Here is a 20223-nt window from a genome sequence, read left to right as displayed (position 1 = left end):
TGACTACCGTGAGGGAAGCCCGAGGGTGCGCCGCCGCACCCGCACCGCAGACGTGAGGCAGCCATGAGCGTGAACAGCAACACCGTCAACACCGTCCTGGGCCCGGTACCAGCCGGGGAGTTGGGTGTCGTCTCGGTCCACGAGGCACTGCTGTCGGTGCTCCCGGGCGCCGAGCACGCTTTCGACATCACCCTCGACCGCGCCGAGATCTTCGAGACCCTCGCCGGCAAGCTGCGGGACTTCCGCGCCCACGGCGGTGGCACGGTCGTCGACAGCACCGGCATGTTCCACGGCCGGGACGTCAGGCTGTACGAGGCCCTGTCCCGCTCCACCGGCGTGCACATCGTCGCCTCGACCGGGCAGGGACCCGAGGAACTGCTCGGGGGATACTTCCTGACCCCGCAGACCAACCCGCCGACGCCCTGGCCGGCCGAGAAGTTCGCCGGCCTCTTCACCCAGGAGATCACCGAGGGCATGGTGGTCCCGCGGGTGGAGCGCCGCGGCCTCGCCGGGCTGGTCACCACCGCGGTGTCCCGCGCGGGCATGACCGCGACCGACGAGAGCCTCCTGCGTGGCGCGGCCCGCACCGCCCTCGCCACCGGTACGGCCGTCTCCTTCCGGTTCGGCGCTGACGCCGTACGGGAACTCGACGTCGTGCTCGACGAGAACCTGCCGGCCGACCGGGTCGCCGTCGGCGGACTGGACCGCAAGGACGCCGTCGCCGCCGGAGCACCGGAGCAGATCGTCGCCCGTGGCGCCTACGCCGTGCTCGACCACGTCGGCACCGACGACGCGGAGCACCTCGCCGACACCGAGCGCGCCGCCCTCGTCGCCGGCCTCGTGCGGGCCGGACACGCCGACCGGATCCTGCTCTCCGTCGGCGCGACCGGGGTGGCCAAGGGACATCCCGCGAACGACCTGCCGTACAGCCACCTCCTGACCGCCTTCGTACCCCTGCTGAAGGCGCACGGCGTCGGCGAGGACGACGTGCGGCGCATCATCGAGGCCAACCCGCGCCACCTGCTCGCGGTGCGCTGAACGCGCCGGCCCGAACGACCGTCAAGATCTTTTCTCGAAGGTGAGTGTTGTGTCGCGAGTGAACACCGTCCTGGGGCCGATCCCCGCCGAGGAGCTGGGCTTCGTGGCGATCCACGAGCACATCGGCTACGGCATGCCAGGCTCCGAGCTGGACACGCAGTGGTGGAAGACCCCCGAGCAGCGCTATGAGGAGACCGTCCCGAAGCTGCGCCGCTTCCACGAGCTGGGCGGCGGCACCTTCGTCGACGCGACCGGCATCTGCAACGGCCGCGACGTCGACTCCTACAAGTCGCTCTCCGCGAGGACCGGCGTCCACATCGTCGCCTGCACCGGTTTCGTCGGTGGCGACACGGCGCTGCCGCACTTCGCCCGCGCCGGGGTCGACTACCTGACGCGGCAGTTCGTCCACGAGATCACCGTGGGCATCGGCGGCACCGGCAGCCTCGCCGGCGTCATCAAGGTCGGCGTGAGCCGGGGCGGCCGTATGACCGACCTGGACAAGCGCATCTACCGCGCCGCCGCGCGCGCCGCCCTCAGCACGGGCGTGCCGATCCTGACCCACCTCGCCATCGACGCCGAGAACGCCGTCGCGATCTTCAACGAGGAGGGACTGCCGCTGGACCGCGTGCTGTTCGGGCACGTCGACGACGGGGTGAACGCCGACAAGACGCGCGACGTCTGGATCGTCGAGCAGGGCGGCCGCATCGGCTTCGACACCTTCGGGTACGAGACCGAGCTGCCCGACCCGCCGTTCTGGGCCCGTCCGCGCAAGGAGCGCCTGGACCACTTCCTGCGGTTCGTCGGCGAGGGCCGCCTCGGACAGGTCCTCGCCTCCGCCGACGCCAACTGCAGCCCGCTGGGCTGGCCCGGCGTCAAGGGACACACCGTCAACTACATCTTCGAGGACCTCGTCCCGGACCTCCGCGCCGCCGGCCTCGACGAGGCCGCGATCAAGACGATCTTCGTCGACAACCCGGCCGGCTTCCTGACCCTCCAGAAGTAAGAGAGAACGACCATGCAGTCCTCGGACCTGAAGAACCTGAAGATCGCCGTCGTCGGCGCGGGCTACGGCGGCGCGGCCGCGGCGAAGGCACTCAGCCTCCTGGGCGCCGACGTCAACGTGTACGAGCAGGCCTCCCAGATCCGCGAGGTCGGCGCCGGCATCGGTCTGCGCCCCTCGACCATGAACCGCTTCCGCGAGTGGGGCATCTTCGACGCCGTCGCGAAGGTCACCTCGCCGAGCGAGTTCTTCGAGATCCTCACCGCCGACGGCGCTCCGATCATGAAGGAGACCTGGCCGGCCGACGGCGAGCAGACCCACACCCACCTGGTCCACCGCGGCGACTTCATCGACGCCCTCCTCGGCGTGCTGCCCGAGGGCATGGTCCACCTCGGCCACAAGCTGGAGACCGTCCAGGACAAGGGCGACCGCTGCGTCCTCACGTTCGTGGGCGGCAAGACCGTCGAGGCCGACCTCGTCGTCGGCGCCGACGGCATCAAGTCCGTCGTGCGCCACCAGCTGTTCAGCCAGGCCGGCCCGGTCTTCTCCGGCGAGCACGCCTATCGCGCCGTCATCTCCGTCGACGACGCCCAGGGCATGGTCGTCGACGACAACCTCCGCATGTACATCGGCCGCGGCACCAAGATCTACCTGCTGCCGCTGCGCCACCGCGGCCAGGTGTCCTTCGACATCACCGCCCTGTGCCCGGACAGCACCTGGTCGCCCCAGGTCACCAAGGACGACATGCTGGCGACCGTGGCCGGCTTCGACGAGCGCCTCGTCGAGATCACCCGGAACCTGGACATGTCCACGGTGAACGTCCGCGCCGTCTACGACATCGACCCCGTCGGCGCCTGGCACTCCGACTCCGTCGTCCTCGTCGGCGACGCGGCCCACTCGATGCTGCACCACCAGGGCCAGGGCGCGAACTCCGCCATCGAGGACGCCGGCGCGCTCGCCGACGCCCTGCGCGAGGCGGACTCCGTCAAGGAGGCGCTCGCCCGCTACCAGGCCACCCGCAAGCCGGTCACCGACAAGCTCCAGGCGATCTCCCGCCAGGGCTGGTCGGAGGACGAGATCAACGACGTCTTCCCCGGCCAGAAGCCCGCGGCCGCCGCGTCGGCGGAGTGACGCCGATGCCACTGCACCCCGAGATCGCGAAGTTCCTCGCCGCACTGCCCGCCCCGGCCCAGGGCCCGCTCGACCCGGCCGCCCTGCGCGCCGGCGACGAGGCGCACGTCGCGCCCCTCGCCGAGCGCCTCCCGCTGCACTCCGTGGAGGACGTGGCGGCGCGTACCGCGTCCGGCGAGGTCCCGGTGCGGATCTACACCCCCGCCGAGGCCGACCGGTACGGCGTGATCGTCTACTTCCACGGCGGCGCCTTCTTCCTCGGCAGCCTGGAGACCCACGACCACGTCGCCCGCTCGCTGGCCGAGGAGACCGGGCTGAAGGTCGTCTCCGTCGGCTACCGCCTCGCGCCCGAGGCCGCCTTCCCCGCCGGCCTCGACGACTGCCACGCCGTCGTGCGCTGGGTCGCCGAGGAGGGCGAGAGCCTCGCCTGGGACGGCATCACCCTCGCCCTCGCCGGCGACAGCTCCGGCGGCAACTTCGTCGCCGCCGTCGCGGCCCGCGCCCACGACGAGGGCTTCGAGCAGATCACCCACCAGATCCTCTACTACCCCTCGCTCGACCTGGACTTCGACGTCGACCGCTACGCCTCCCTGCGGGAGAACGCCAAGGGCTACGGGCTGGAGACGGCGGGGCTGAAGCCCTTCAACGCCTTCTACCTCGACAGCGGCGCCGATCCCGCGGACCCGCGCGTCTCACCCGTCAAGCGCGAGGACCTCACCGGGCTGCCGCCCGCCCTCGTCGTGACCGCCGAGTTCGACCCCCTGCGCGACGAGGGCGAACTCTACGGCCGGCGGCTGCGGGAGGCCGGGGTCGAGGCCACGGTCAGCCGGTACGACGGAGCGGGCCACGGATTCGTCCAGCACTTCTCCTGGATCCCGGAGTACCACGCGGTCTTCGCCGAGACACGGGACTTCCTCCGGCGCTGACCCGCCGCGCACCCCCCGCCCCGCGCACGACCCCGAAGAGAGAGCCATGACTGACGCAGTCGACGTCCACCCCCTGGTCTCGCCGTGGGGCCGGTTCGGTCTGTACAGCTTCTTCATCGACGCACCCGAGCCGGCCGTCGTCGACACCGGGATCGCCTCCTCGCCCGCCGAGGGGATGGCTCCCGCGCTCGAGGCGATCGGGCGCCGTGTCGAGGACGTGCGCTGGATCCTGCTGACCCACGGCCACATCGACCACGTCGGCGGGGCGTACGCCCTGTGGGAGATGACCGGCCGGCGGGCCCAGGTCGTGATCCACGAGGCCGACGCCCCCCTGCTCCGCTCGCGGCGCGAGCACGTGGCGGAGTACCTCGCCGGCCGGGGCCGCTACCTGGGCGACCCGGAGGGCGAGGCGAAGGTGACGGCGGCCGCGAACGCCGTCATCTCCGGAGAGATGGAGCCCACCCTGCTCGTCAAGGGCGGGGAGACGCTCTCCCTCGGCGGGGACGTCACCGTGTCGGTGCACGCGCTCCCGGGCCACACCCCGGGATCGGTCGCCTACGTCGTCGACGGGCAGCGGTCGGTGTTCGCCGGTGACGCCGTCCAGGTCCACGGCGCCGCCAACGGCTTCCCCGGCTACACCGACCCGACCGCCTACCGCACCAGCCTGGAGTACCTGCGCGACGAGGTCCGCCCCGAGCACCTCTACCTCGGGCACCCCTACCGCCGCGCCGACGGCACGCCGTACGGCGTCGAACTGGACGCGGCGCAGGCCCGGGAGGCCGTCGACCAGAGCCTCGCCGTCGAGGGCCGGGTCACCGCCGCCGCCTGCGGCTGCCTGGCGGCCGGCCTGAGGGAGACGGACTCGCCCTACTCCCCGTTCGCCCCCGTCGCCGAGGACCTCGGCTACACCGGTGACCCCACGCTCGAGCCGTCGCCGTTCTTCACCTCGATGCACGGCTACCGCACGCGCAACCAGAACGTGTGACACAGGAGCTTCGCACCCATGACTGACCTGCAAACCATCCGGGCGGGCCTGGAGACGATCGCCGTCCGCAAGGACCTCCGGGTCCCGATGCGCGACGGCGTCACCCTCGCGGCCGACACCTACAGCGGCGTGGACGACACCCCGCGTCCCGCGCTGGTGGCCCTGAGCCCGTACGGCAAGGAGCTCCAGGCCCTCGCCCTCACCACGCCTCCGCAGCGCCGGCCCAGCCCGATGTGGGACGGCTGTATCGAGGCGGGCGACATCGCGCGCGTGGTGCAGGAGGGCTACGTCCACGTCATCGGCGACCTGCGCGGCTCCGGCGCCTCCGAGGGCGAGCACATCGGCAACTACAACGCCGGCGGCGTCTCCCTCGGCCAGGACGCCTACGACTTCATCGAGTGGGTCGCCGCGCAGCCGTGGTGCGACGGCAACGTCGGCATGATCGGCATCTCCTACTTCGGCTCGATGCAGGTGCTGGCCGCGGCCGAGCGCCCGCCGAGCCTCAAGGCGATCTTTGTCAGCGGCGGCCACTACGACTTCTACGAGACGACGTACCACGGCGGAGTCATGTGGTTCATGCCCCGCGCCGCGCGCGAGGGCCGCGGTGGCGACTCCGGCTGGGCCTTCACCGACGGCGTCAAGTCCCGCATGCTGGAGACGTTCTCGCCCGAGGAGATCAAGGCGAAGGTCGCCAAGCGGCTCCAGGACCCGGACGTGGCCGCCTGGCCCAACCTGGTCCACGTGCTGAACTACCCGAAGAACCACGAGGCCTGGTTCGACATCGTGATGAACGAGGTCGACGGCGAGTGGTACGAGGAGCGCAACCCGATCACCCTCGCGCCCCGCATCGACATCCCCGTCTGGCTCCAGATCGACCAGGGCCGCGGCTGGACCATGGACGGCACCATCGAGGTCTTCCGCGCGCTGAAGGGCCCGAAGAAGCTCGACATCGGCCCCTACCCGCCCATGCAGTCGCGCCCCTTCGTCGAAGAGCACGACAAGATGTTCCGCTGGTACGAGTACTGGCTCAAGGGCGTCGACAACGGGATCATGGACGAGCCCGCCGTCACCGTCCACGTCGAGGGCTCCCGCGAGACCGTCACCGCCGCGCAGTGGCCACCGAAGGACGTCGAGTACAGGTCGCTGTACTTCCGTCCGCGCCGCAAGCTCTCCTACGAGCCCGAGCTGATGGGCGCCGAGTACGCCGCCCCCGACGGTTTCTACCAGGCGCCGCTGACGGTGACCGACAAGGTGGAGATCCTCAGCTGGTCCACCGGGCCGTTCACCGAGCCCACCGAGATGATCGGCCAGGGCGCGGCACACCTCTTCGTGGAGATCGACCAGCCCGACACGAACTTCGTCCTGCGCATGTGGGACGAGGCCCCGGGCGGCAAGCGCCGGCTCATCACGACCGCCTACCTCAAGGCCTCGCACCGCGAGCTGGACGAGGAGCGCACCACCGAGGGCGACCCGTACCACCCGCACACCCGCGCGGTGCCGGTCGAGCCGGGGAAGATCGAGGAGTACGTGCTCCGGGTCTACCCGTTCGCGGCGACGTTCCTGCCGGGCCACAAACTGGTGGTGGAGCTGTCCAACGACGAGCCGCTGGCCGACGAGCACAACTCCCTGCTCCCGCCGGACGCCTTCCACCTGCCGGTCGGCCGTCCCGTCACCCACAAGATCTACCGCGACGCCGCACACCCCTCCCGGCTCGTGCTGCCGTTCACGACCGTCACGGCATAGGACGAGACGCGCTCGGGCGCCGCGCGCGACCAGGACGGAGCCCGGCGCGGCGGCTCCCGACCGGGCCGACGCCGGCCGGGGGACCGCTCTGCCCCGGCCGGCCTCGCGCCCACTGCGGCCGGCTCGCCCGGCGGGCCGGTCGAGGATCTCGCCGGCGTCGGGCGTTCCCCCGTCCTTGTCCGTGGCCGTGCACGGGTCGGCCCTGACAGGTCATACGGCATCGCCCGGCATTCCGGGTGAACGGGCGATCTCCTCCTCGGCGGCTTCGACGATGGCCAGGACCGCGGCCGCCGCGGCCGCGGGATCGCGGGCCTCGACGGCCTGCACGACGGCGCGGTGACCCGGCAGCGAGGCCTGCACCGCGCCGGGGGTCTGGGTGCTGATGAGGAAGCTGTGTTCCAGCGCGATGTCGACGGCGCGGCCCAGTGAGCCGAGGAGACGGTTGCCGCTGGCGTCGAGCAGGGCCCGGTGGAAGGCGATGTCGGCCTCGACGTAGCCGCTGCGGCCGGGTTCCGCCGCCGCTGCCTCCATGGCCGCCAGGCAGTCGTACAGGACTCGTACATCGTCGGGGCCGGCCCGGTCGGCAGCGAGCCGGGCCGCCTCGGGCTCGACGATCCGGCGCAGTTCACCCGTGTCACGCAGCAGAGCCGTGGCGTCCCCGGCCTGCTTCCAGCGCAGCACGTCACGGTCCAGGTGGTTCCAGTGCTCCGGGGACAGCACACGCGTCCCGGTACGCGGGCGTACGTGCAGCATCCCCTTGGCCACCAGTGCCTTGACCGCTTCCCGCAGCACACCGCGGCTGACGCCGATCTCGGCCGCGAGCGCGTCCTCGACCGGCAACGGATCCCCCGGCTCCCACGCGCCGTTCACGATGCGCCGCCCGAGCTCGTCGACCACACGCTGGTGCATGGTTCGGAAGTGCACCACGATCTCCGCTCGCCCCCTGGACGCCATTCATCGAATCATTTAATGATTGAGTTCCAGGGTACGGCCTGCGGGTCCTCGCCCGGCACGGCCCCCTCGCGAAGCGGACGACGCCAGAGCCACGGGAGTGCTTACATGACCGACGGTCAGAACAAGAGCCGCCGCAGCCAGGCGTGGTTCGGCGCGCAAGGGCGCAGCGGGATGGTGTACCGCTCCTGGATGCGCAACCAAGGGTTCGGGCATGAGGTGTTCGACGGGCGTCCGGTCATCGGCATCGCGACCAGCGCCTCCGAACTCGCCCCGTGCAACGCCCATTTGACGCGCGTCGCCGAAGCCGTCAAGCGTGGCGTGTGGCAGGCGGGCGGCCTGCCGCTGCAGTTCCCCACCATGGCCACCGGCGAGACCCTGATGCGCCCCACCGCCATGCTGTACCGCAACCTCATGGCCATGGAGGTCGAGGAGCTGATCCGGGCCAATCCGCTCGACGGTGTCGTGCTGCTGTCCGGCTGCGACAAGACGACCCCGGCCATGCTCATGGGCGCCGCCAGCGTCGACCTGCCCGCCGTCATGGTCACCGGCGGGCCGATGCTCAACGGCAAGTACCGGGGCCAGGACGTCGGCTCCGGCACCCATGTGTGGAAGTTCGAGGAGGACCTGAAGACCGGCCGGATGACCGAGGAGGAGTGCTTCTTCGCGGAGGGGTGCATGGCCCGCTCCAACGGCCACTGCATGACGATGGGGACCGCCTCGACGATGGCCTGCATGGCCGAGGCGCTCGGCATGCAGCTGCCGGGCTCGGCGGCCTGGCCCGCGGTCGACTCCCGGCGGATGGAGACCGCCCAGGCGGCGGGCCAGCGCATCGTGGGGATGGTGGAGGAGGAGCTGCGTCCCTCGCGGATCCTGACCCGGGAGGCGTTCGAGAACGCCATCCGCGTCAACGCGGCCATCGGCGGCTCCACGAACGCGATCATCCATCTCACCGCCATCGCCGGACGCGTCGGCGTCGACCTGAGCCTGCGGGACTTCGACGACCTGGCCCGCGCGGTACCGACCCTGGTCAACCTCATGCCCAGCGGCAAGTACCTCATGGAGGACTTCTGCTACGCGGGCGGGCTGCCCGCCGTCATGGCCGAACTGCTCCGCGGCAAGCTGCTGCACCGCGAACCGGTCACGGTCACCGGACGCGGCATCGCCGAGAACACCGAGAACGCCGAACGCGTCAACCCCGACGTCATCACCGGCCTCGACGCCCCCTTCCAGCCGGCCGGCACCGGCACCGCCGTCCTCCGCGGCAACCTGTGCCCCGACGGCGCCGTGATCAAGCAGTCCGCCGCGTCACCGCACCTGCTCACCCACCGCGGCCCCGCGCGCGTCTTCGACTCCCCCGAGGCCTATCACGAGGTGGCCGACGACCCGGACCTCGACATCGACGAGAACACCGTCATCGTCATCCGCAACGCCGGCCCCAAGGGCTACCCCGGCATGCCCGAGGTCTCCAACGTGCCGCTGCCCGCCAAGCTGCTGAAGGCCGGTGTCACGGACATGGTGCGCGTCTGCGACGGCCGGATGAGCGGCACCGGGTACGGGACCGTGGTCCTGCACGTGGCGCCCGAGGCCGCCGTCGGCGGACCTCTCGCCCTGGTGCGCGACGGGGACCCCGTCGTCCTCGACGTCCCGAACCGCACCCTGCGCCTGGACGTGGACGACGCCGAGCTCACCCGGCGCCGGCAGGCATGGAGGGCACCCGCCGAACGGCACACCGGCGGCTACACCTGGCTCTACACCCAGAACGTGGAACAGGCCGACCAGGGCGCCGACTTCGGGTTCCTGCGCGGAAGCCGTGGACACGAGGTCCCCCGCGACTCCCACTGAGTCCGCCCCAGGCGACCGCCCCCTCGGATCCAGGAGAGCATCGATCGTGGAATCGGCAGCAGCCCGCCCCCGTCCGTTCCTCACGGCCGGCTCCGTCCTGCCGGAGGACGCCGGCCGAGCCGCCCTCGTCGCGCGCGTCCACCACCCGGAATGGGACGGACCGTGTGTGGCCGCGGTCCGCGGTGAGCACGTCGTCGACCTGACGGCCGTCGCACCCACCGTCTCCGACCTGATGGAACGCGACGACGCGGCGGCAGTCGTCCGCGAGGCCGAGGGCGGAGCGGCCTGGCGCCTGGACGAACTGCTGGAAGCACCGGCCGGCCGCCGTGACGTTCCGCATCTGCTGTCCCCCGTCGACCTACAGGTGATCAAGGCCGCGGGTGTCACCTTCGCCCGGAGCCTGCTGGAACGCGTCATCGAGGAGCGCACGGGCGGTGATCCGGCGCAGGCCGCGCGGGTGCGGGCCCGCGTCGGGCAGGTGGTGGGCGGCGCGCTCGACGGCATCCGTCCCGGATCACCGGAAGCGGACAGGGCCAAGGAACTGCTCGTCTCCGAAGGACTGTGGTCGCCGTACCTGGAGGTCGGGATCGGGCCGGACCCGGAAGTGTTCACCAAGGCCCCGGTGCTGTCCGCGGTCGGCACCGGCGCCGACATCGGAGTGCTCGGTGCCTCGGTGTGGAACAACCCTGAGCCCGAGGTCGTCCTCGTCGTGGACTCGCGCGGCCGGGTGCGCGGCGCGACGCTCGGCAACGACGTCAACCTCCGCGACGTCGAGGGACGCAGCGCCCTGCTGCTGTCCCGTGCGAAGGACAACAACGCCTCATGCGCGATCGGCCCGTTCATCCGCCTGCTCGACGAGGGCTTCGACCTCGACACCGTACGCGGGCTCGACATCGGCCTGCGCATCGACGGCGCGGACGGCTACGTACTGCACGGCAGCAGTTCCATGCGCGAGATCAGCCGCGACGTACTGGACCTGGTGGCCGCCACACACGGTCCGCACCATCAATACCCGGACGGCTTCGTGTTGTTCACCGGAACGCTGTTCGCCCCCACCGAGGACCGACAGGCACCCGGCGCGGGCTTCACCCACGAGTACGGCGACATCGTGCGGATCTCCAGCCCGCGACTCGGCGCTCTGGTCAACACCGTCGTCCCCAGCGAGCAGGCCGCGCCGTGGACGTTCGGCGTACGAGCGCTGATGCGCAGCCTCGCCCGGCGCGGCGTGCTGTGAGACGACCACGCGCCCGGCCTCGCGGTCCGGTGTGCGCAGCGCCGCCGCTGCCGCGGCGTGCGCTGCGCCCGTCCGGTTCATGCCCGGGCGACCGGCTCCTGCCCGATCGTGGCGTGCAGGCGCCGCGTGTGATCCACGTGGCGCTCGGCTCCGGTCAGCGTGACCCTGGCCGTCAGGCGCGGATCCGTGCTGGAGGCGGCCAACCGCACTTCCAGTTCGCCCGGTTCGACGACGCGCCGGCCGTCGCGTCCGGTGAAGGAGGCGAGGTCGGCCGGGACCGTGACACGGAGCCGCCGGGCCTCGCCCGGTTCAAGGCCGACCCGGGTGTAGCCGACGAGGCGCTGCACCGGCTGGACGACGGAGGCGACAGGGTCGTGCAGATAGAGCTGGACGACCTCGGTGCCGGACCGCCCGCCCGTGTTGCGGACGGTGAGGGAGAGGGCGAACTCGCCGTCCGTCGGAGCCTCCTGGACGTCCACGGTCAGGTCTGTCCAGTCGAACCGCGTATAGGACAGGCCATGACCGAAGGCGAACGCGGGCGTCGGGTCGATGTTGGACACCTCGCTGGCGTGAGCGAGCCGCGCCCCGAGGTACGTGGCCGGCTGGGAGCCGGGACCGCGCGGCACGCTCACCGGGAGACGTCCGGAGGGATTGGTACGGCCGCTGAGCACCCCGGCGATCGCGTGCGTGCCCTCCTCACCCGGGAAGAAGGACTGCACGATCGCAGCGGACTCCTTCACCCCGCGGCCGAGGGCGTACGGTCGTCCGGCGAGCAGCACGGTGACCACGGGTGTCTCCAGGTCGAGCAGGGTGTCGAGCAGCTGCTGCTGCGCGCCGGGCAGCGCCAGCGCCTCGGCGTCGCATCCCTCGCCGCTGGTGCCCCGCCCGAAGAGCCCGGCGCGGTCGCCGAGCACCACCAGGGCGACGTCGGCCTCGCGTGCCATCTGGGCGGCCTCGGGGATGCCGGAGAGATCTCCGTCGTCGATTCCGGTGCCGCGGGCGACCGTGATCTCGGCGTCGGGGAACTCGGCGGCGAGAGTGTCGCGCAGCGTGGGCAGTTCGATGCCGAGCGGGGTCCCGGGGTGGCGGACGCCGATGTGCTGGGGGAAGGAGTAGCAGCCCAGTACGGCGACGGGTTCGTCGGCGTTGGGACCGAGCAGGGCGATGCGCCGCGGCCGGGCCAGCGGCAGGGTGCCGTCGTTGCTGAGCAGGACGACCGCCTTCTCGGCGATCTCGCGGGCCAGTTGACGGTTTTCGGGCCGGTCCAGGTCGACCTTGCCGCGCAGCGCGGCCGGGTCGTCCAGGTCGGCCCCGTCGAGCGCGGCCGGTACGGGGTTCCAGTCCGGGTCGAGCAGGCCGAGCGTCGCCTTCTGGGTCAGTACCCGGCGCAGGGCACGATCGACCAACGCCTCCGGTACGCGGCCGTCGGCGACGGCCGCGGCCAGCGGCGCGCCGTATGTCTTGACATTGGGCAGTTCGACGTCGATGCCCGCGCGCAGCGCCGCGCCGGCGGCGTCGGCCCAGTCGGCCGCGATGCCGTGCAGGGTCTTGAGGAAGCCGATGGCGAAGTAGTCGGCGACGACGGTGCCGTCGAAGCCCCAGGTGTCGCGCAGCAGCCCGGTGAGCAGATCCTCGTCGGCCGCGGAGGGCATGCCGTCGGTGTCGGTGTAGGCGTTCATCACCGACCGGGTGCCGCCTTCACGGATCGCCATCTCGAAGGGAGGCAGCAGAACGTCGGCGCGCTCACGCGGGCCCACGGAGGAGGGAGCGAGGTTACGGCCGGCGCGAGAGGCCGAGTAGCCGGCGAAGTGCTTGAGGGTGGCGACGATCCCGGCGGACTCGAGGCCCTGCACGTATGCCGTCCCGATAGTGCCGACGAGGTAGGGGTCCTCGCCGATGGTCTCCTCGACCCGGCCCCAGCGGGCGTCGCGCACCACGTCCAGGACGGGCGCGAGTCCCTGGTGGACGCCGACGGCACGCATGTCGCGGCCGATGGCGGCGGCCATGCGCCGCACCGTGTCCGGATCGAAGGTGGCGCCCCAGGACAGGGGAACGGGGTAGGCCGTCGCCCCCCAGGCGGCGAAGCCGGCCAGACACTCGTCATGCGCGAGAGCGGGGATGCCGAACCGGTTCGTGGCGGCGATCCGGGTCTGGGTGCGGGCCAGGGAGAGCGCACCCAGGGCGGGGTCGACCGGGACCGTGCCGAAGGGCCGGGTCAGCTGGCCCAGTCCGGTGGGCAGCAGTGCGTCGAGATCGACGGCCTCCTCCATCTCGTGCTGATGGGGGGCCACTTCACCGCCCTGGTCGGAGGCGCCCACCCACACTCCGTACAGCTGGGCGGTCTTCTCCTGAAGGGTCATCGCGTCGATCAGGGCGTCGACTCTCGCGGTGACGGAAAGGGCGGGGTCGTTCCAGAGGGAGATTCCGGGGGTGTTCTCTTCAGCCACGGTGGCGTTCACTTTCCTCCGACGCCCGTCAGCCCCTTGACGGGGGCGACGGGCGAACAGGTAGACGAGCGGGACTCAAGGCGGGGCGGGTCGAGCCTGGTGTGCCGCGTCTCACCGGGTCCGGTCACAAGTCGGTCCCGGAGCTCACAGAACGTCTCGGACCACAGGCCGGCCACCGGCCACAGCGTCGGCGTCTGCGTCGGTCAACGGCTGAATCCGGCGGTCAGACCGCTCAGCAGCTGGCGGCGGCCGAACGCGTACAGCACCAGGACGGGCAGTGTGGTGAGGACGACGGCGGCGAGAACGGCAGGGACATTGACCCCGTACTGGCCCTGGAAGGTCCACAGCGCGAGCGGCAGGGTCCGGCGGGCAGGGCTCTGGGTGAGGACCAGCGGCAGCAGGAATCCGTTCCAGATGGTCAGTGCGTTGAAGATGGTCACGGTGAGGATGGCCGGCCGGGTGAGCGGTGCGGCCAGCCGCCACAGTGTCGTCCATTCGGTGGCGCCGTCGACCCGCATCGAGTCGAACAGCTCTTTGGGCACGTCGCGGACGAAGTTGGCGAGCACCAGCACGGACAGCGGGATGGCGAAGGCGATCGACGGGAGGATCAGCGCCAGCAGACTGTCGTACAGGCGCATTCGGATGATGATCAGGTAGATCGGGATCACCGTCGCCTGCAATGGGATGGCCAGGCCCATGAGGAACAGCCCGTTCATCGCGCGAAGGACCCGCATGCGCCACCCGCGAACGATCGCGTAGGCCGCCATGAAGGAGAACACGACCGCCGGCACCACGGCACCGGCGGTGACCACGACACTGTTCACGAAGTAGCGCAGGAAGTCGGACTCGATGACCAGCCGGTAGTTGTCCAGCGTCGGATCGCCCGAAGGCACCAGCGGGTTACTCGCGTAGTAGCGGCTCTGGGCCTTGAGGCTGGTGATGAGGGCCCAGTAAAGGGGTACGGCGACGACGACGAGCCAGAGCCATCCGGCCAGGCCGCCGGCCCAGTTGCGCCGGCGGCCCGCCTGACGGGAGTGGCGTTGCCGCTCGCGGTGGGTGGCCTTCTGCGGTCGTCGCGGCGCGGTCGGCGTGGTGGTCACGTCAGGCCCCCTCGAGTTGGCTCGCGCCGGCGTCCCGGCCCCCGAGCCGGCGCAGCAGCAGGGCGAGGGCCAGGCCCACCAGGACCAGGATGACCGCGATGGCGCTGGCCGGACCCATCAGACTGGCCTGGAATCCCTGCTTGTACATGTCCAGTGCCAGGACCCGGGTGGCGTCGCCGGGGCCGCCCTCGGTCAGGACGAAGATGAGGTCGAAGAAGGTCAGCGACCCGACCACCATCAGCGTGGACGAGGTGATGACGGTGTACCTCAGCTGGGGCAGCGTGATGCTGAAGAACTGCCGGATCCGTCCGGCTCCGTCCAACTGCGCCGCCTCGTACAGGGACTTCGGAATCTGCTGGACACCACCCTGGTAGATCAGGGAGTGGAACGGGACGAACTGCCAGGAGACGACGAAGATGACGACCCCGAACGCGAGGCCGGGCCGCCCCAGCCAGTCCTGGCTGAGCACCCGGATCTTCAGCCCGGCCCCGAGCCCGAAGTTGGGGTCCAGCAGGGCCTTGTACGCGATCGCGATCGCCGCGGAGCTGAGCATCAGCGGGACGAAGTACACCACGCCCAGCACCGCACGGTAGCGCTGGCGGCCTGCCAGGAACGTGCCGAGCAGAATGCTCAGCGGCGTCTGGACGGCCCAGGACACGGCCATCACCAGGAACGTCACCCAGAGGGCGTGCGGCAGCCCGGGGTCGGTGAGCACCGCACGCCAACTGGTCAGCCCCGACGGGTGGATGGCGCCGATCCCGTCCCACGTGGTGAAGCTCAGCGCGAAGACACCGACAAGCGGAATCACGGCGAAACCGACGAAGACCACCAGCGCCGGCGTTGCCAGCCACGGCAGGACGCTGCGCGGTTCGCGACGGGGCGGATGGCCGGTGAGTGCGCTCACTTGGCGGTGACCGCGTTGAGGTTGTCGGCGAACTGCTTTGGCGTGATGGACAGTTGGAACAACTTGGCGATGTTGTCCAGCAGGCTCTCGGCGGCCGTCGGACTGAGTGCCTGGTCCCAGGACTGGCCGAACACCTTGGCCTTGCTGGCGATGTCGTAGGTGAACTGAAGGAAGTCCGCGCTCTTGGAGGCGGCCAGCAGTTTCTCCGTGCCCAGCCGGATCGGAACCGACCCGTTGTCGATCCACTTCTTCACCTCGTCGTCCTGGAGGACGCCGGTGGCGAAGAAGTCCTTGGCGATCTTCTTCTGCTCGGCGCCGGCCTTCGAGGAGATGGACAGGTACTGGGCGGGGTTGCCGACGGTGTCGCTCGGATCGCCCTTGCCGCCTTCGACGGGCGGGAAGGTCATGTAGCCCAGCGCGCCGCTGGAGACGAAGTCCCCGCCGTCGGCCTTCTGGATGCCGTACGACCAGGCGCCGTGCAGCATCATCGCGGCCCTGCCCGTGTACAGCAGCGCCTGGTCGGCGTTGGAGTCCGCGGTGATCGAGGAGAAGCCCTTGACGAACCCGTGCGCTTTGACCAGATCCTGCACCTTGGTCAGCGCGGTGATGGCGTCCGGGTTGGACCAGGCGTTCTTCTCCCCCTCGATGATGGCCTGGAACACCTCCGGACCGCCGATGCGGTCGAACAGGAACTCCAGCCACATCATGTTCGTCCACCGGGACTGGCCACCGAGGGAGAACGGCGCTATGCCCTTCGCGTTGAACTTGGGCACCAGCGCCATGATGTCGCCCCAGGACTTCGGCGGTGCCACGCCGACCTGGTCGAAGACCTTCCTGTTGTAGTAGAGGATGATCGGCTGCACGGTCTCGCACGGCATCGCGTAGATCTTGCCGTCGACGGTCGCCGCGCCGAACGAGGACGGGAACAGCCGCTTCTTGACCTCGGAGTGCTCGCCGAACCACGAGGTGAGGTCCTCGACCTGGCCCGCTTCCACGTAGGTGCGCAGCGTCCCGCCGCCCCAGCCCCAGATGATCGTGGGCGCCTGCCCGGCACCGATGGCGGTCTTGATCTTCGTCTTGTACGCGTCGTTCTGGAAGGTGGTGTCGTTGATCTGCTCCTTGGGGTGGGCCTTGTTGAACGCGTCCACCGCGCCGGCTCTGACGCCTTCCTGCGGCTGGCCGTTCAGGTACCAGTACGTGGCCCCACCGCCGCCCTTGCTGGGGCCGGACGAGCCGCAGGCCGCCAGTGCCGCGGAGACCGGCACGCCGGCGGCCAGGCCGAGGAGGGTACGTCGGGAGAGCGCCATGTTCTTCTCCGCACTCGAGAGCCACCGGCTTCTCGTGAGTCATGGTGAAAGGTTTTCGAAATAGCGTTCTTCGAGCTCTGTTCGTGCAAATTAGGTTTCGGGCTGACGCGGTGTCAAGACATGTGCAGCGCGTTGTAGGACTGCAGCCAGCTGCGTAATATCGGGCTGGAACGCCCCTCGAAAAATCTTGTCGGGGACCGAAACATTTCGAAATGAGCTGGCTGAGGGCGAGGGCGATGCGATGGCCGCGGCTGACACACCGTCGGCGCAGGTCATGCCGGCGACTGTCCGGGACGCGTGGCCGAAGGGGGCGTCGGACAGGCCGAGAGTCCGCAAGTGGCGCCGCTGCGGTCTGTGTTCGCGGGCCTCCGGGAGCGGTCCGCCGGCAGAAGCCGCCCGACCCGGTCCCGGTCACCTCACCCGGGTGCGGCAGCCGCCGGTGACCGCGGTGCAGAGCGCCGAGTGCTTGCCGAGTCGCGGCACGCGGTCCCGAGCCGGGCGCAAGCGCCGGGGCACGCGTACGGGTCGCCGTGCACGCCGATCGGACCGCGTTCACCGGATGCGCTCTCACGCGGATCGCCGGACGTGCCGAGGCCGAAGGGCTCGTCGGCACCTCCCCGGACGAGCTCGGTGCCGGGTTGCCGTAAGGTTGACCGGTTCCACCCGCGTCGCCGCCCCGACCGGCGGCTCACCACACCGGTGGACGTACAGCTGGGAGGAACCGATGCGACCGAACGCCAGGCGCACCACCTTGGCGGACATCGCCCAAGCGGCTGGGGTCTCCGTCGCGACCGTGTCCAAAGTGGTCAACGGCCGCGGCGACGTGGCGCCGCACACCCGCACCCGGGTGGAGGAACTGCTGCATCAGCACCACTACCTCGCGCCCGTGTTCCGCCACACCGAGGCCGCCGAAAGCCCCACCATCGAGGTGCAGTTCAAGGGCGGCCTCAAGTCGTACGTGGCTGAGACACTGGAAGGCATCATCGACTCCGCCGCCGAACTGGGGGCCTCGGTGGTGATCAGCAAGGCGTCCCATGCCCCGCACTGGGCCCGGGACCTGGTCTCGGCCGGGCGCCGCGCCGTCATCGCGGTCACCAGCGTGTACACCACAGCGCACCTGAACGAACTGGCCCGGTCCGGGCTGCCGCTGGTCGTGCTGGACCCACTGCACCTGCCGGACAGCCGGGTCAACAGTGTCGGGGCGACCAACTTCGCCGGCGGCCTGGCCGCGACCCAGCACCTGCTCTCCCTGGGCCACCGCCGTGTCGCCTATCTCGGCGGACCGGCCATGGCCGTGTGCAACCAGGCGCGCATGCACGGCTACCGCGCCGCCATGGAGGCGGAGGGAGCGCAGGTACCCGACGCCTACGTCCGGCCCGGAGAGTTTACCTACGAGACCGGGTTGCTCGGCGCCGCGGCGCTCCTGGGCCTGCCAGAGCCACCGACGGCGATCTTCGCAGGCAACGACGAGATCGCCCTCGGTGTCATCGAGACCGCCCGCGCCCGAGGCCTGCGCATCCCCGAAGACCTGAGCGTGGTCGGCTTCGACGACACCAGCCTCGCCCAGATGGCCTCACCGCCACTGACCACCGTGCGCCAGCCACTGCGGGAGATGGGCGGTGCGGCCCTGCGCACCGCCCTCCGACTGGCGGGCGGCGAGAAGGTCGAGTCCCACCACATCGAACTGGCCACCCAGCTCGTGGTCCGCGCCTCGACGGCGCCGCCCCGCGAAGAGACTTCGGCGCATGGCTAGTGGCGGGTGAGAGGTCTTCGGGCAGGACCGGCGAACAGGTCGCGGGCGTCTCCCGCGCTTGCCGCCGTGAGCGGTTCGATCCGCTGTCCGAGGGCCTCGACCGCGTCCGTCCGGCGCAGATCGGCGCACAGCCTCGCGGCCTGCCCGGTGGACCGCCACGGGTTCTCTGCCGCTCGCGCGGGTACATCCGCGAGCCCGGCCGGATCGCACTGGACACGCGTGCGGACGTACGCCGCTCGCACCCGGTGCCGTTCGGCCCCGGGCGCCCACCGGTTCCGGAGCCCTCGCGTGTCCGGGCCCGCGTACCCGGCCGCGCGGCCGACGCCGTCGCCGACGCCCCGAAGCCCCTCGTCGGCGAACCGACCGAGCATCCCCGTAGCCCTTGCCCGCTGTTCCGTTCCGGCAGAAGACAGTCCGCGCTGCCGGAATCTCCCGGTGAACAACGAAACACCACGGTGATCGCGCCCTGCGCGGGCGCGGGCACGACCGCAGGGCTGGACGCGGGGCGCTCACTCTCCCGCGTGATCCGGCCTGCCGCCGCGGACGGCGGATTGCCGCCGCACGGCGTCGTCCGTAGTGAGGTCAACGGGGACCTCCCCGGCAAAGCTGCGACTGCCCAGGCGGACCAGTTGCAGTGGACAGGATCCGGCACCCGGGGCCAACTGGGAGAAGAGGCCCGCCGGGGTCGTTTCCCGCGGCTGCCTGGATGCGCCGCCCGACACCATGGAGCGCTCATGAAAGGAACGGCCGCGGCGACGGTGCCGGCGGTTTCCGCCCTGCCGCCGCCTGCTGCAAGCGGCTGTCCCGGCCGGACGGTCTCGTCCGCCTGCGCCGGGCCCGCATCTGGAGTGCTGTCAGCGGGCATCCCCTGGTACATCGGCTCGGCCGCCCCCGGCAGCGCGGCCCCCGCCCCCGGCACGGCCACGGTGCACTTCAGCAAGCCAGGCCCCGTCCTGAACGACGCCGAGGGGCGGACGCTCCACCTCCCCGAGGCCGTCAGGCCGACTGCGCCGGCCGGCGGCGGAGCATGTGCGTCTGCCTGGCCGCCGCTCACCTCCGGCACGTCCAGGGCGACCCCGTCTGCCACTCAAGTGACCTGCGTCGGGCACCCGCTGCACGGCTTCGCGGGTGACACGAGGGCCGGTGACACCAATGGCGAGGAAGCCGGCGCCTCCGGCGCCACAGTGGTACGTGGTCAACGCCTCCGGCAGCAAGGCCGACCCCGATCGATCGGGGACTGATGACCGGGCACACGGGCGCGCGGATGCGGCGTCCCGCACGAAAGAGCGCCGGCTTTCTGGCTGCTCTGCTGCCGGTCGCGGTCGCGGTGGGGGTGTACGCGTTCGGCCGCACGCACACACCCGACTACACCAGCGGCCTGTTCGGGCAGCACGGCGTCGGCGTCTACGATCTCAAGGCGCGCCTGGGCAGCGCTCTGATGGCCCTCGCGGTCGTCCAACTGCTGCTCGGGCTGTGGATGTACCGGCGCCTGCCGGGAGCGGGGGCCGCGCCGCACCGCGTGCCCCCCGCACACCGGCTCATCGGCCTTCTTGCCTTTCTGCTCTCGCTGCCCATCTCCTACCACTGCATCACCGCCTACGGAGTTGAGTTCACGAGCAGCCGAGCGGCGGTGCACTCCATCACGGGCTGCGTCCTGTACGGCGCGTTCGTCGCCAAGGTGCTGGTGGTGCACAGCCGCCGACTGCCCGGTTGGGCGCTTCCGGCCGCCGGCGGCGCCCTGGTCGCCGCCATCGCACTGATGTGGTACACCGCCGCCTTGTGGTTCTTCACCGGCTCCGCCCCCGGCTTCTGGTGAGCCCACAGCTCACGGTCCAGGAGGACCAGCTCTGTGCGCCCGC

At 71.0% G+C, this 20223-nt stretch carries 15 protein-coding genes; 10 read left to right on the top strand and 5 right to left on the bottom strand.

Going from position 1 to position 20223, the window contains the following annotated elements; genetic code table 11:
* The first annotated feature begins 63 nt into the window (after nucleotides 1–63).
* Genes AB0P24_RS12795 through AB0P24_RS12770 form a run of 6 tightly spaced genes read left to right on the top strand, consistent with a single transcriptional unit; the run spans nucleotide 64 to nucleotide 6823 of the window.
* A complete protein-coding gene (locus tag AB0P24_RS12795) occupies nucleotides 64–1038 on the top strand; it encodes a phosphotriesterase (RefSeq protein ID WP_365793098.1) in 975 nt (324 codons plus the stop codon).
* 49 nt (nucleotides 1039–1087) lie between these two features.
* Entirely contained in the window at nucleotides 1088–2041 is a 954-nt protein-coding gene (locus AB0P24_RS12790) for a phosphotriesterase (protein ID WP_365793096.1), read from the top strand.
* Between the two features lie 12 nt (nucleotides 2042–2053).
* Entirely contained in the window at nucleotides 2054–3169 is a 1116-nt protein-coding gene (locus AB0P24_RS12785; RefSeq protein ID WP_365793094.1) for an NAD(P)/FAD-dependent oxidoreductase, read from the top strand.
* A gap of 5 nt (nucleotides 3170–3174) precedes the next feature.
* The gene (locus AB0P24_RS12780; RefSeq protein WP_365793092.1) at nucleotides 3175–4095 is read left to right on the top strand and encodes an alpha/beta hydrolase; all 921 of its coding nucleotides are present in this window, start codon (nucleotides 3175–3177) and stop codon (nucleotides 4093–4095) included.
* A gap of 46 nt (nucleotides 4096–4141) precedes the next feature.
* Nucleotides 4142–5080 carry an MBL fold metallo-hydrolase gene (locus AB0P24_RS12775; protein WP_365793090.1) on the top strand — a complete coding sequence of 313 codons (939 nt, stop codon included), beginning with the start codon at nucleotides 4142–4144 and terminating at the stop codon, nucleotides 5078–5080.
* Nucleotides 5081–5098: 18 nt separating this feature from the next.
* A complete protein-coding gene (locus AB0P24_RS12770; RefSeq protein ID WP_365793088.1) occupies nucleotides 5099–6823 on the top strand; it encodes a CocE/NonD family hydrolase in 1725 nt (574 codons plus the stop codon).
* Between the two features lie 210 nt (nucleotides 6824–7033).
* Here the strand turns inward: AB0P24_RS12770 and AB0P24_RS12765 are convergent, their stop codons facing one another.
* The gene (locus AB0P24_RS12765) at nucleotides 7034–7777 is read right to left on the bottom strand and encodes a FadR/GntR family transcriptional regulator (RefSeq protein ID WP_365793086.1); all 744 of its coding nucleotides are present in this window, start codon (nucleotides 7775–7777) and stop codon (nucleotides 7034–7036) included.
* Nucleotides 7778–7882: 105 nt separating this feature from the next.
* Between AB0P24_RS12765 and AB0P24_RS12760 the strand changes: the two genes are divergently transcribed.
* Together AB0P24_RS12760 and AB0P24_RS12755 are read left to right on the top strand one after the other, a co-directional pair.
* Nucleotides 7883–9619, top strand: a complete 1737-nt coding sequence (locus AB0P24_RS12760; protein ID WP_365793084.1) for an IlvD/Edd family dehydratase — start codon at nucleotides 7883–7885, stop codon at nucleotides 9617–9619.
* Between the two features lie 46 nt (nucleotides 9620–9665).
* Nucleotides 9666–10853, top strand: coding sequence for a fumarylacetoacetate hydrolase family protein (locus AB0P24_RS12755; RefSeq protein ID WP_365793082.1), 1188 nt, complete (start codon nucleotides 9666–9668; stop codon nucleotides 10851–10853).
* Nucleotides 10854–10930: 77 nt separating this feature from the next.
* Here AB0P24_RS12755 and AB0P24_RS12750 read toward each other — a convergent pair whose 3' ends face one another.
* From AB0P24_RS12750 to AB0P24_RS12735, 4 genes are all read right to left on the bottom strand, one after another.
* The gene (locus tag AB0P24_RS12750) at nucleotides 10931–13312 is read right to left on the bottom strand and encodes a glycoside hydrolase family 3 N-terminal domain-containing protein (RefSeq protein WP_365793080.1); all 2382 of its coding nucleotides are present in this window, start codon (nucleotides 13310–13312) and stop codon (nucleotides 10931–10933) included.
* A gap of 191 nt (nucleotides 13313–13503) precedes the next feature.
* A complete protein-coding gene (locus AB0P24_RS12745) occupies nucleotides 13504–14400 on the bottom strand; it encodes a carbohydrate ABC transporter permease (protein ID WP_365793078.1) in 897 nt (298 codons plus the stop codon).
* Between the two features lies 1 nt (nucleotide 14401).
* Complete coding sequence (locus AB0P24_RS12740; RefSeq protein WP_365793076.1) at nucleotides 14402–15304, bottom strand: sugar ABC transporter permease; 903 nt, start codon at nucleotides 15302–15304, stop codon at nucleotides 14402–14404.
* Nucleotides 15301–16611: an extracellular solute-binding protein gene (locus tag AB0P24_RS12735; RefSeq protein ID WP_365793074.1), complete on the bottom strand. Its 1311-nt coding sequence runs from the start codon at nucleotides 16609–16611 to the stop codon at nucleotides 15301–15303. The genes AB0P24_RS12740 and AB0P24_RS12735 overlap by 4 nt, the downstream gene beginning before the upstream one ends.
* 724 nt (nucleotides 16612–17335) lie before the next feature.
* On the opposite strand from AB0P24_RS12735, the gene AB0P24_RS12730 reads away from it, so the two are divergent.
* Entirely contained in the window at nucleotides 17336–18364 is a 1029-nt protein-coding gene (locus AB0P24_RS12730) for a substrate-binding domain-containing protein (protein ID WP_365793072.1), read from the top strand.
* A 1240-nt stretch (nucleotides 18365–19604) separates the two neighbouring features.
* Entirely contained in the window at nucleotides 19605–20180 is a 576-nt protein-coding gene (locus AB0P24_RS12725; RefSeq protein WP_365793070.1) for a DUF6529 family protein, read from the top strand.
* Nucleotides 20181–20223 lie beyond the last annotated feature (43 nt).

Origin of the sequence: Streptomyces sp. NPDC086519 (genome assembly GCF_040686075.1) — a bacterium.
GTDB lineage: Bacteria > Actinomycetota > Actinomycetes > Streptomycetales > Streptomycetaceae > Streptomyces > Streptomyces shenzhenensis.
This window is presented reverse-complemented; position numbering and strand designations above follow the sequence as displayed.

What these genes read in the sequence shown, in the direction of transcription:
- AB0P24_RS12775 (WP_365793090.1), top strand. Translation starts at nt 4,142, where the DNA reads ATGACTGACGCAGTCGACGTCCACCCCCTGGTCTCGCCGTGGGGCCGG.
- AB0P24_RS12780 (WP_365793092.1), top strand. Translation starts at nt 3,175, where the DNA reads ATGCCACTGCACCCCGAGATCGCGAAGTTCCTCGCCGCACTGCCCGCC.
- AB0P24_RS12765 (WP_365793086.1), bottom strand. Translation starts at nt 7,777, where the DNA reads ATGGCGTCCAGGGGGCGAGCGGAGATCGTGGTGCACTTCCGAACCATG.
- AB0P24_RS12760 (WP_365793084.1), top strand. Translation starts at nt 7,883, where the DNA reads ATGACCGACGGTCAGAACAAGAGCCGCCGCAGCCAGGCGTGGTTCGGC.
- AB0P24_RS12735 (WP_365793074.1), bottom strand. Translation starts at nt 16,611, where the DNA reads ATGGCGCTCTCCCGACGTACCCTCCTCGGCCTGGCCGCCGGCGTGCCG.
- AB0P24_RS12795 (WP_365793098.1), top strand. Translation starts at nt 64, where the DNA reads ATGAGCGTGAACAGCAACACCGTCAACACCGTCCTGGGCCCGGTACCA.
- AB0P24_RS12770 (WP_365793088.1), top strand. Translation starts at nt 5,099, where the DNA reads ATGACTGACCTGCAAACCATCCGGGCGGGCCTGGAGACGATCGCCGTC.
- AB0P24_RS12730 (WP_365793072.1), top strand. Translation starts at nt 17,336, where the DNA reads ATGCGACCGAACGCCAGGCGCACCACCTTGGCGGACATCGCCCAAGCG.
- AB0P24_RS12725 (WP_365793070.1), top strand. Translation starts at nt 19,605, where the DNA reads ATGACCGGGCACACGGGCGCGCGGATGCGGCGTCCCGCACGAAAGAGC.
- AB0P24_RS12785 (WP_365793094.1), top strand. Translation starts at nt 2,054, where the DNA reads ATGCAGTCCTCGGACCTGAAGAACCTGAAGATCGCCGTCGTCGGCGCG.